The sequence below is a fragment of the Xenorhabdus sp. SGI240 genome (assembly GCF_040081915.1).
GTDB lineage: Bacteria > Pseudomonadota > Gammaproteobacteria > Enterobacterales > Enterobacteriaceae > Xenorhabdus > Xenorhabdus bakwenae.
Genome location: NZ_JBEBMB010000098.1, coordinates 1 through 9,868 on the forward strand (window position 1 = coordinate 1; position 9,868 = coordinate 9,868).

14 protein-coding genes are annotated in these 9,868 nt (G+C 50.3%); all 14 read right to left on the minus strand.

Annotated elements, in window-relative coordinates:
* Window positions 1–414: C40 family peptidase (locus ABLA76_RS15935; protein ID WP_348988664.1), on the minus strand; the 414-nt coding region annotated here is incomplete at its 3' end.
* Window positions 415–487: 73 nt separating this feature from the next.
* Window positions 488–1,048 (minus strand): hypothetical protein, encoded by a 561-nt coding sequence (locus ABLA76_RS15940; RefSeq protein WP_348988665.1) that lies wholly within the window; start codon window positions 1,046–1,048, stop codon window positions 488–490.
* 105 nt (window positions 1,049–1,153) lie between these two features.
* A complete protein-coding gene (locus ABLA76_RS15945) occupies window positions 1,154–1,894 on the minus strand; it encodes a phage minor tail protein L (protein ID WP_348988666.1) in 741 nt (246 codons plus the stop codon).
* Window positions 1,895–1,905: 11 nt separating this feature from the next.
* Window positions 1,906–2,238 carry a phage tail protein gene (locus tag ABLA76_RS15950; protein ID WP_348988667.1) on the minus strand — a complete coding sequence of 111 codons (333 nt, stop codon included), beginning with the start codon at window positions 2,236–2,238 and terminating at the stop codon, window positions 1,906–1,908.
* Window positions 2,235–5,579, minus strand: coding sequence for a phage tail tape measure protein (locus ABLA76_RS15955; RefSeq protein ID WP_348988668.1), 3,345 nt, complete (start codon window positions 5,577–5,579; stop codon window positions 2,235–2,237). The genes ABLA76_RS15950 and ABLA76_RS15955 overlap by 4 nt, the downstream gene beginning before the upstream one ends.
* Window positions 5,580–5,582: 3 nt before the next feature.
* Window positions 5,583–5,810 carry a tail assembly chaperone gene (locus ABLA76_RS15960; RefSeq protein WP_348988669.1) on the minus strand — a complete coding sequence of 76 codons (228 nt, stop codon included), beginning with the start codon at window positions 5,808–5,810 and terminating at the stop codon, window positions 5,583–5,585.
* On the minus strand, window positions 5,810–6,157 hold the full coding sequence (locus ABLA76_RS15965) for a phage tail protein (RefSeq protein WP_348988670.1): 348 nt from the start codon (window positions 6,155–6,157) through the stop codon (window positions 5,810–5,812). Before ABLA76_RS15965 ends, ABLA76_RS15960 begins: the two co-directional genes overlap by 1 nt.
* Complete coding sequence (locus ABLA76_RS15970) at window positions 6,154–6,615, minus strand: phage tail protein (protein ID WP_348988671.1); 462 nt, start codon at window positions 6,613–6,615, stop codon at window positions 6,154–6,156. Before ABLA76_RS15970 ends, ABLA76_RS15965 begins: the two co-directional genes overlap by 4 nt.
* 11 nt (window positions 6,616–6,626) lie before the next feature.
* Window positions 6,627–7,031, minus strand: coding sequence for an HK97-gp10 family putative phage morphogenesis protein (locus tag ABLA76_RS15975; RefSeq protein WP_348988672.1), 405 nt, complete (start codon window positions 7,029–7,031; stop codon window positions 6,627–6,629).
* Window positions 7,024–7,413 (minus strand): hypothetical protein, encoded by a 390-nt coding sequence (locus tag ABLA76_RS15980; protein ID WP_348988673.1) that lies wholly within the window; start codon window positions 7,411–7,413, stop codon window positions 7,024–7,026. Before ABLA76_RS15980 ends, ABLA76_RS15975 begins: the two co-directional genes overlap by 8 nt.
* Window positions 7,400–7,726 (minus strand): phage head closure protein, encoded by a 327-nt coding sequence (locus ABLA76_RS15985; protein ID WP_348988674.1) that lies wholly within the window; start codon window positions 7,724–7,726, stop codon window positions 7,400–7,402. The genes ABLA76_RS15980 and ABLA76_RS15985 overlap by 14 nt, the downstream gene beginning before the upstream one ends.
* 8 nt (window positions 7,727–7,734) lie before the next feature.
* Window positions 7,735–8,031: a head-tail connector protein gene (locus ABLA76_RS15990; protein WP_348988675.1), complete on the minus strand. Its 297-nt coding sequence runs from the start codon at window positions 8,029–8,031 to the stop codon at window positions 7,735–7,737.
* Window positions 8,032–8,072: 41 nt separating this feature from the next.
* Entirely contained in the window at window positions 8,073–9,287 is a 1,215-nt protein-coding gene (locus ABLA76_RS15995) for a phage major capsid protein (protein ID WP_348988676.1), read from the minus strand.
* Window positions 9,288–9,300: 13 nt separating this feature from the next.
* Window positions 9,301–9,868 (minus strand): HK97 family phage prohead protease (locus tag ABLA76_RS16000; protein ID WP_348988677.1); only part of this gene is annotated, 568 nt, incomplete at its 5' end.

Sequence of the window (9,868 nt, forward strand, 5' to 3'; positions counted from 1 at the left end):
CTCCAGCCGATACCAGTCACGCACAATGGCGTAACAGTCCCATATACCATGCACAAACGGGCGTCCAATGAGCGGCTTTATTCCCTCGGTTGGCATCAGCGTACGAATATCTCCTTCGGGCCAGGAGACTATCACCCACGGGAGTTGTGACAGGTCACACTGGGCAATGTCTAACTGACTCAGTTGCGTTGTGGCGTCGGGGTGACTGTGAACGATAGCAACAATAGTCCCCGTATCTTCGGCATTGGCGTAGTCTTCGGGGTGAATGCTGAATTGTTCGGTGGGTGAAGGCGCGGTATTGCGACAGGGGATATATTGTTGTTTGCGGCTATGTTGAACCACCAGCCCACAACATTCATTGGGGTATTCGGCTTTAGCGTGATCCAGGATAGATTGAATGATATATGGACGCATGTAGGTTTCCTTATATAATTAAAATCCCGTCAAGACGGGATCTCATGATTCATACATTACCATATGATTATATCTAGAATGGGTTGTCGTATTTTTTGGCTAATTCTTTAAGTATTGGTTCGTCTTTAGTAAATAATTCCTTGGGGTAATATTCATAATTTACCCACAGTATATAAGGCTCAGATTCCCCTTTATTGAGCCTTAATTTAACCTTCATTTCATTGTATTCATAGTCTTTAGATAATTCATGGTTATTCTGCTCATCAAGAACAGGCGCTCCATATTTATTGTTCAGACTTGATGCAATGAAATTAAATTTCTCTTTTAATTTATCGAAATTTTCACCTGAGTCATTCACGCCAAAAGTAATTGATCTTAATCCTCTGTTAAGAGGAAAGAAGTCCAAAAAGTACTCACCATCATATTTAGACTCTATAGGGGCTGATTCTATCCTTACCGTATATACTAATTTATCTTGGTACTCATTAAATTTTTTTAGGTCTAATTTTCTAACTTCATCAACAGTCATACCCCATTTGAATCCGAACGGTGCTTGAGGCTCATCTTTTGACAGCCCAAACGCCAACTGGTTTATGGTGAAAAATGTCAAGACAATTAAAATAATTTTTTTCATTAAAAGCTCTCTCACTTGTCAGTAAAATTGCAACAATGAAGAAAATTGAATAAATAATCAAGGATTGACTATAAGGATATCTCATCAGGCAGAGTTTGCACCATTTCACCGCCTTAATAATGCAGAACCGGGAAAGCCGCCAAACGGTAATTGCGAGTTTTCTCCATGTCTGGCCTTACAATCATTCATCAGTCCACCGCAGGCATCTTTTGACGGATCATCGGTTGGGTTACCCTCTTCATCAAAATACCGGGTGCCCGTATAGTTGCAGGGCGACTTTCGATACAAGCCACGCATACACCACGTGCAAAGGCTGTGTATCTGCCTGGTAGGAATTTGAATCCCCTGCAAGTCAGCCGGGGAAGATAAGGCAAAATGAACCTCTGTATTATCCTCATGAGTTTTGCTATCGATATAGTAGACGTCGATTTTTTCCTGTGTGGGGTCAGCTTCTGAATTACCCTCGGGAAAATTTCGCGCATCCAGATAATGCGCAAATGTCATATGAAGGGTGACACGCGCCTGCGCCATATTCTGATACGCCAGACACAACGCACTGATAGTACCATCCAGATTAGCAATACTGAGCGTGGGGGATACTGCTTTACCATCACCACTGATCTCTAATCCTTCAATTCTGACCGGCCACGGCTTATACTCCATACCCTGCCACCAGAGGGATTTAGCGGGTAAATTATCGATATCACCTTCCAGCTCCTCTTCCGTATAAGAAATGGGGTGATTATGAAAATACAGCTCTGGCCCACCAAAAGCGGAGCCATCAACCGCAAACAAAAGAACTTTACTCCCCGGCTCAAGGTGCTGGAGAGTGGCATTGATTGTCATGGTAAAGCCCCTTAAGGATGGTAGGTGCGAGTGAACGTCACAGAAAGAGTAAAGTGGGAGCCATTGGCCTGTATGTTGAATTTTCCGGCCTGATACAGCCCTAACTCAGATAACGGATTACGCCATTTAAATGAGCGCCATCCTTGATGCTCACGCAGAAAAGTAATCACAGGTTCTATTTCAGACAACGTCCCCACAAAGGACAAGGGCCAGCTCTCCCGCTGTGCGTTGATCCCGTCGCCTGAGGTTTGCTTATACCCGTCACCGAACTGAACGGAGCGCACTACGGGTTCAAATTCCCCCACAGCCCCAACCCTTGCGGCAAAATCAAAGGTTTTTATCATCGCCGACCTCCTTTGATGGCTACGCTTAATTCACCGCCTTGCCCCAAACTTTTATGCAGCAATAACTTGAACCGCTGATCGACAAATTTCGCTACATCCTGACCCGCAGATTCAAATCCGCTGGTTGCCTTCACTTCGTGGTTCCCGTCAGGGTTAATCACAATACTGACATGATTGGTGGTCTGGCTGCTCGCACCGCCCATCGCCCGCACCCCTAGCGAACCATCAGCGCCCCGCGTCAACGGCATAATAGCCTCGGGACCTGCCTCACCCATTAACCCTGCACCCTTAGCAAAGGCGAACATCGTTGGGTTGCTGACAATCTGTCCGCTGTACTGGCTTAAGTTCGCCGATTGATAAACACCCCCTTTCGCATTCGGGACAAAACCGCGCCAACTGGTTGACATTCCCATAGCACCTATATTGGAAGACATGCCACTGCCCGCCGAAGCTAAAGAACTGGTTCCCATATTCGCCATACCGCTACCCCCGAAAAATCCAGACACCGCCTTAGTAATCATGGCTTGTATGGCAATACGGACTAAATCCTGAATAATGGATTGCGCCAGTGATGCAGACAGTTCTTTCATGGATTCAGAGAATGACTTGGTGCCTGTCAACATGCCAGTCAGGGCATTGCCTGTTCGTTGCTCGACAACATCCAGCAGGCCCATTTGCATTTTCTGGAAATCACCCTGCGCACCATACAACTCCTTGTCTGCTGCAAATTGTGCATCCCGGGAGCGGGTACCTGCTGCGTTGACCAATTGCTCGTAACGCTCCTTTTTGATGAGGTTGTTTTGGTAATAAGCCTCGTACAAAGCCGTTTGCTCGGTGAGTTGGTTCTTAAGTTGAACAAGCGGATCAACTTCCCCCGCCATGTCCAGACGCGGGGCCGCAATCTGTTTGGCTTGTTCTGCCAGTTTGTCTTTGACCGTGGTCTGGTATATTGCCCTGCTGGCTGACAAATACTCCTGTTCTGACAGCAATCGTTCGGCGTACAGGGCTTTTAGTTCCTTACCGGCTTCTTCTTCCTGACGGATTAACGCTTTTACAGGCGCGTATCTTTCTGTCAGTTCCCGTCGTTGCTTTTGGTGGTTTTCGGTATTGAGGGTACTCAGACGCTGAATTTCATTTTGGGAAACTAAACCGGATTTACCGACTTCATCCAGTTTTCGCTGGGTTTCCTGCTCACTCAGTACAATACGGCCTAGACTCGTCGTATTCGCCCTTTCTATTTCAAGGCGCAACTGGTGATATTGATTGAGGATTTGGGTACTTTTCCCCTTCTTGTTACCCCCATCACCGCCCCCCGAGCCTGTCCACGGATTGCCATTGTCGCTTTCAAGCTTAGGGGGAGCAGGAGGTGGCACGTCAAATTTTCCTGTTGTCAACGTTGAGCGTAAATTTTTATCTCTTGCGTTTTTTCCTTCTAATCCTTTCAGGATATCTTCTCGTCGACTGAGTAGTTTCCTTCCTTCTTTTTCGACCTCTTTAGGATCTTCATAAAGAAAACTTAATGCACCTTTTTGTCGATTTTTCAATCTATTGATTCTGGTTTGGGAATACCTTTCCAGTTGACTATCAACTTGTTTTAATTCTTCTTTAAGGTTGTTTATATCCTCGTTATTTTTATCAAGCTCAACTTCCAGCTTAACTTTCGAAAGCCGCTGTAGTTCGGCGATAGTTTCGACGGTTTCGTCTTTTAATCTCCTTAATCCTTCTCTCGCTTGGACACTATGGCTATATAACCCATACAACGCGGAGCCGGCCAGCACAGCGGCACCGAACGGGCCACCTAATAACGACAATGCACCCTGAGCGCCCGCCGTCATCCCTGACAAAATCCGGGTAGAATACGACAATCTCCGGTTAGCTTCGGCTAATTGATTCTTTGCTGACATTTCAGCAATGATCGATTCCCTAGTTTTTCGAAAGTTAGCCGCGTATTCTTTCTGGTAACTAATATCAATACCGTGCTGCTTATTGATCATCTTTTGAGTGGCCAGCCACTGATTTTGTTGTCCGGCCTGATCACGTATAGCTCTGGCAGACTCAATCGCCCTTTGCGCTGTGGTTGCCTGCTGTTTAGCTGTGTCACGCATGGCTTTCTCAGTGGCTTTCCATGCACTGATATTTTCACGCAACCCTGCTGTCATTTTTGTCGCCATCACGGGGATTAAAGTATGCAGAGCAACAGCCGCCGCCAGATTAAAGTTTTCTGTTAGTGTATTAATAGCTGTAGTGGCACCCTGGACCCCGGTACGAAGCGGACCATCAGCACTGCTCCCGACCTTAATGGCCAGAACTTCAAATGCCTTGCCTAAAACATCCAGATCCGAACTCAGGTTATTTGCCCTGTCCCTCGCCTGATCGTAAGCAACCTGTGTATCGGTCAAAGTTTTGGTCAGTTCCTCCAGTTTCCCCCTGCCGGTCACCAGATTGGAGGCCGCGCTGACATTCGCCCGCCCAAACAGCTTGACCGCTTCGGCGGTGGATAGGTTTTTGGTGGTCAGGTGTGCCAGTGCAGCGGAAAGGCCCACGACAGAAGGTTTTAGCCTCTTATCCGTTGAACGCTCTAACGCCAAGACCACGTTACGAATGGCTGTCCCTGCCTCCGCCCCTTTGATGCCCCGTTCGGCCAGTATCTGAATGACCGCGCTCAACTCTTCAAAGCTGATCCCCGCCTGTGCTGCCACCGTACCGCCATTTTTGATGGCCAGCGCGGTTTCCGCTATTTCGGAGGAGCCATATTTTGCCCCGGCTGCCAGAATATTGATAAAGCGATCGGCCTGCTGCGCAGAAGCCCCGAACTGGTTTAATGAGAGCGCCAGCGCTTTAGTCGCTTCGGGTAATTCAATGCCGGACGCCTGCGCTAAGATTACGGCTTTCTCTGTCGCCAGTGTCAGCCCTTCGGCACTTTTCAGTAACTCCGGTTTAGCGGATGCCATCAGCTTAAACGCTTCGGTGATTTTGGCGGCGCCAAACTCCGTGGTGCGGCCTAATCGCAGCGCCGCTTCGTCCAGTTTCCTTAATTGTTCTCCCGTCGCGCCCGTGATGGCCTGCAAATCTGACAGAGCCTGCCCGTATTTGCGCGTTGCAGAGAGAATGGAACCCAACGAAAATCCCGTCCCCGCCAACAACATTAACTGACCGGACACAGACTTAATTTGATTAGCCAGTGAGCTGTACGTCTTTTTCACCTTTTTAGCATCCGACGCGGCCTTATCCGAAAAGCGCCCGGATTCCCGTCCAGCATAACGATAGGCGTCCATGATCTGAGACTTAAATGAGGTGGCATTGACCAGCAAGCCGACGGTCAGTGTGGATAAATTTCCCATAATTTAACCTAATAGTTTCATGACGGCGGCACACTGCGCCTGTACGGTATCACCGTGGGCAGACGCAGACGCAACCGGGGCGGATTCAGCGGGCTGTTTACGGTTTTTCAGCCGGTAATAGGCCTGCCATTCATTGAGGGTGGCGGCAGGCAGGGACAGAATGCGATAGGGATCGGTTTCGCCGAGCTGCTCCGCAAGCGCAAAAGCAAAATGCAGCGTCGGCGAATTCATTAGTTTTTTTCGGCGTCCTCCAGTGTGCCGACGGCGTGGCGCTTCACGGTCTGGATGGCTTCAATCAGGGTGGCACTGTCGTGTGTGTCCATCAGTTCATCGACCGTTGGCAGATCGCCCGCTGGAATGGGTTTCCCTTTGTCATCCACCAGACAGTCCAGCACCCTTTGGATGTTCAGACGAGAAGCTTCCCGCCCGCTTCCTGTGTCGCTGAGTTTGTCCACTGACTCTTCCAGATTCATCAGTTCGGCCGCCGTCATGCGGCGCAGGTTCACTTTAGTGCCAAAGAGTTCGACTTCCTTGACATGAGGGCGCGGGGTTAATAAGGCGGCTTTCAGACCTTTCATTGGGTGACTCCTGTTTTCGTGGTGGCGATACCCCATACGAGGTTATTTTGCTTGCCCTTAACGGTGATCTGGATCACTTCACTGGCCGGGGCGTTGATGTCGTTCATTTCCCAACCGGAAAGCGCCAATATCATGGTTGCAGTGCGCTTGTTCGGCAGGGCAATGTAAAACTGAACCGTTTCGCGTTTTTCAGCGGCGTTGAGGAACGTAGTAAAATCGGTGTTTTCAGGATCATCAATAAAGCCGAGGGATTTTTCGGGACCTTCCGGCATATCGGAAATAAACTGCTTATTGGTGTCCATCAGGGTAGTGCAGTCAATAAAACTGCCCGTTAATCCCGTGGCACCCAGCGCTTTACAGTTAATCAATGGGCGCATTTTTTCCACGGTGTCGCCGGGCTTGCCAAACTTCACGACCGTACCGGCAGGCAATACGGCATATTCAGGTGATGTTGCCATCGGGTGTTCTCCTATTTGCTGTAAATGGACAGGGCATCGCGGATTTCCTGCGCGAGCACCTTAACTACGGCGGTTTTGTTGTAATCCAGTGCCGGGCGGATAAACGGCTTCGGCACCTGTTTGATGGTGCCCATTTCCTGTGCGAGCGCTTTCATACGATGAGGTTTAGTCGGGCCGACAGTGATCATCACCCCGCCTTTGTATTTCCTGGATTTTGTCGAGCGGATTTTGATATTGTCCCGCATATGAGGGCCGTCACTGTTCTTGTCGTATCCGGCGTGGGTTTCCATATCGTCTTTGACGATTTCCATCGCGGCTTTTCCGGCCTTGCGCAAGATTTGCGTCTGGAGATCAACGTTCAACTCCTGCAACTTGCGTCCCAGCGCTTCCAGACCGGATATTTTGGCGCTAATCATCGGGCACCTCCGCAAAGGTGATGATAAAATCGCGGGTGATGCGGTAACGCTTACGGTTTTCGGTCAGCTCTTCCGCCTCCTGATACAATGCTCCGCGTGAAATGGTTTGGACGGGATAGCGACCGAGATAGCCATGCTGTACTGATTCCCATGCTGACCGGATTTTGGCTTCCAGCTTAAGCGCCCTGGTATAGTCATTCAGGATGACGCTGATTTGGAACCGCGCTGCTATCAATCGGGTGGACACCAGTCCGGTATTGAACATCGGGTCACTGATACGCTGGTAGGTGACCCCCTCCAGTACAGACGAGGGAAGTATCAGCGGATAGACAGGCAATCCGGTTAACCGCGCTAAATCGACCTGAATGTCAGACTCTATCATGGCGTACATCTGCCTCCGTGGTGATGATGGCACGGTCAGGGCGGTTGCGGTCTATGGCGCGAACAGTAAACAGTCGCCCCTGGTATTCAATCAGCCAGTGACTATCAATCTCTTTTCTTGGCCTGATAGTAAACTGTTGCACTTCGATCACTTGTTGCTGGTCAGCGGTGCGGATTTTGCGGTTAGACATCGCCTCGGCTTTCGCCCAGATGGTGGTGACATATTCGGATTTGATGATTTCGGCACCCAGCTCATCCTGTATAATAACGGGGCGAAACAGTTTGATACGCTTATTTATTTCATTCGCCAGCATATCCTCTCCTAAATCGACCGTATCCGATAATCGTCCAGCAAATCCCGAAAGCCCGGCGGTAACCGCTTCGGATCGCGGGTTTCATACCAGAACCCCACCGCCAACATTAAGGCCAGTTTAATGATGGGGGTTAGGTGTATTCCGTCGGGATCGGTATCAGGAACGGTTTCTTCATAGACATTACGGTTCAGGTAATTGATGGCCTTTTCTCTGGCCGCCTCCAGATACGCCTGTAATAGCGCATCGTCCTCATCCGAATCAATCCGGCACTGCAACCGCAGTTCTTCAAGGGTCGGTAATAGCATATTTCCCCCAAAACAAAGGCGGCACTCAGGCCGCCCAAAGATTACTTACCGCTACCCGCTGCGCCTTTCAGCAACTTCACGGCGTTACTGTCAACCAGCATCGACCCAACCCGTTTGGTGGTGTAGAACTGCACAAACGGTTTGTTGGTGTACGGGTCGCGCAACATACGAACACCGATACGGTCCAGTATGCTGTAGCAGCGCTTGAAGTTGCCAAAGGCCACCGGCACCGCATCCGCCATTAAGTCCGCAAACTGCTCATTCTCCGCAATGCCATAACCCAGTAACGCGGAAGGTTGCCCCAGCTGTAAGCCCGGCTGCCACAGGTAATTCCCCTGGTTGTCTTTCAGGGTGCGCACCTTAAACAACAGGTTGTTGTTCATCATGAATTTTGCCCCGGTGCGGTAAGGCTTGCGCAGGGTGTAGATCAGCTGCATGATTTCGTCCGCTGTGATCTCGGCCGGTTTTTTCAGCAGCAGGTGTTGCAGGGTGCCCCACTCGCGGTCTTTGTCCGTCTTGTCATCCGAGCCAAACGCCAGTAACCCCTTGGGTTTCTTGCTGCCGTCACCGTGGGTAAACGCCGCCTCTTCCTTCTCCGCGAACTCCTGCGCCAACTCCGCGGTGATAAAGGCTTCCACATCAAAGTAGGCATCATCCAGCATCCGCTGGGTTGCCGCTGGGTTGCCGTAAATCTCCCCCCAGACAGGCTCAATCACGCCGAGCTGTGAGGTTGAGGTTTCCTCGCGCTTATCGGTTTCCCCCACCCAGCCACTGGTTGTTCCGCCCCGATTGACCAGCTTCTTATAGTCCGGTGTCCCCAGTGTTATCACACTGCATTCCTGACGCATCACCACCGCATCTTTCAGGCTGCTAATGATGTTGCGATCCAACTCTTCCGGCACGGCATAGCCGCCGTCGGGATCGGTCGTGGTCTGCATGGCCTTTTGTTCCAGTTCGGCCAGCCCGTCTTCCTTGCCCTTGCGGATAAACTGGGCGAATGCCGTTTTGTGCTCGCTGACGGCGGGATTATTGCCGCTGTTTGCCGGACGTTTCAGCCCCGCCAGCTCTTCTTCCAGTGCGGTTTTCAGGTTGTCCAGCTCGCTGAGCTTGCCGTTCAGGGTATCCACCTGCTCACCGAGCTTGCCTTTTTCCGCCTCAATCGCCTCAATGCGTTTGTCGTTCTTCTGCTGGAACGCCTCGAAAGCGCCTTTCAGTTCCTGCGCAACTTCACTGACATCTTTTTGATCAATCGCCATAACAGCCTCTTATTTAATTAAATTTAATGGATTTCAATGTTTCCAGTGCGGCCTGCTCAGCGTCACGCAGAGAAAGTGCACGGTAGCCGCTGGCCATCAAGGCCCGGGCCTGAGTTAGCGAAAGCCCGACATCGCGCAGGACTCGCTCAATACTTTTTTGCGAGGGTATTTCACCGCGGGCAAAGGCGGATTTCACCTCACTGACCCGCGCTTCATCGTTAGCCGGAAAGGTCACCAGACTGACTTCCCATAAATCAAGATCTTTCAGTAAAAACGCCTCTTTTGTCCGGTCATATTCCCAGTCTTTCAGGATGTAACCGATGGACAATCCCGACAGGGAACCGGCTTTCATATGGGCATGCGCCCGTTTTGCCAGCGGATCATCCTCAATCAGCAGCCGCCCCCTGAGGTACAGCCCTACCTCGTCTTCTTTCATCTCGGTATAAATACCGATGGGTTCATCCATCCGGTGTTGCCAGAGTAACGCGGGCAAGCTGCCTTTCTCATTCCATTGCTTTAAGGTGTTCGCAAAAGCGCCGGGTAAGACAATATCGTCATAACTGTCTTTTACCCCGAACACC

Excerpts from the sequence above, each read along its gene's own strand:
- ABLA76_RS15940 (WP_348988665.1), bottom strand. The coding sequence starts at position 1,048 with ATGAAAAAAATTATTTTAATTGTCTTGACATTTTTCACCATAAACCAG.
- ABLA76_RS15945 (WP_348988666.1), bottom strand. The coding sequence starts at position 1,894 with ATGACAATCAATGCCACTCTCCAGCACCTTGAGCCGGGGAGTAAAGTT.
- ABLA76_RS15950 (WP_348988667.1), bottom strand. The coding sequence starts at position 2,238 with ATGATAAAAACCTTTGATTTTGCCGCAAGGGTTGGGGCTGTGGGGGAA.
- ABLA76_RS15955 (WP_348988668.1), bottom strand. The coding sequence starts at position 5,579 with ATGGGAAATTTATCCACACTGACCGTCGGCTTGCTGGTCAATGCCACC.
- ABLA76_RS15960 (WP_348988669.1), bottom strand. The coding sequence starts at position 5,810 with ATGAATTCGCCGACGCTGCATTTTGCTTTTGCGCTTGCGGAGCAGCTC.
- ABLA76_RS15965 (WP_348988670.1), bottom strand. The coding sequence starts at position 6,157 with ATGAAAGGTCTGAAAGCCGCCTTATTAACCCCGCGCCCTCATGTCAAG.
- ABLA76_RS15970 (WP_348988671.1), bottom strand. The coding sequence starts at position 6,615 with ATGGCAACATCACCTGAATATGCCGTATTGCCTGCCGGTACGGTCGTG.
- ABLA76_RS15975 (WP_348988672.1), bottom strand. The coding sequence starts at position 7,031 with ATGATTAGCGCCAAAATATCCGGTCTGGAAGCGCTGGGACGCAAGTTG.
- ABLA76_RS15980 (WP_348988673.1), bottom strand. The coding sequence starts at position 7,413 with ATGATAGAGTCTGACATTCAGGTCGATTTAGCGCGGTTAACCGGATTG.
- ABLA76_RS15985 (WP_348988674.1), bottom strand. The coding sequence starts at position 7,726 with ATGCTGGCGAATGAAATAAATAAGCGTATCAAACTGTTTCGCCCCGTT.
- ABLA76_RS15990 (WP_348988675.1), bottom strand. The coding sequence starts at position 8,031 with ATGCTATTACCGACCCTTGAAGAACTGCGGTTGCAGTGCCGGATTGAT.
- ABLA76_RS15995 (WP_348988676.1), bottom strand. The coding sequence starts at position 9,287 with ATGGCGATTGATCAAAAAGATGTCAGTGAAGTTGCGCAGGAACTGAAA.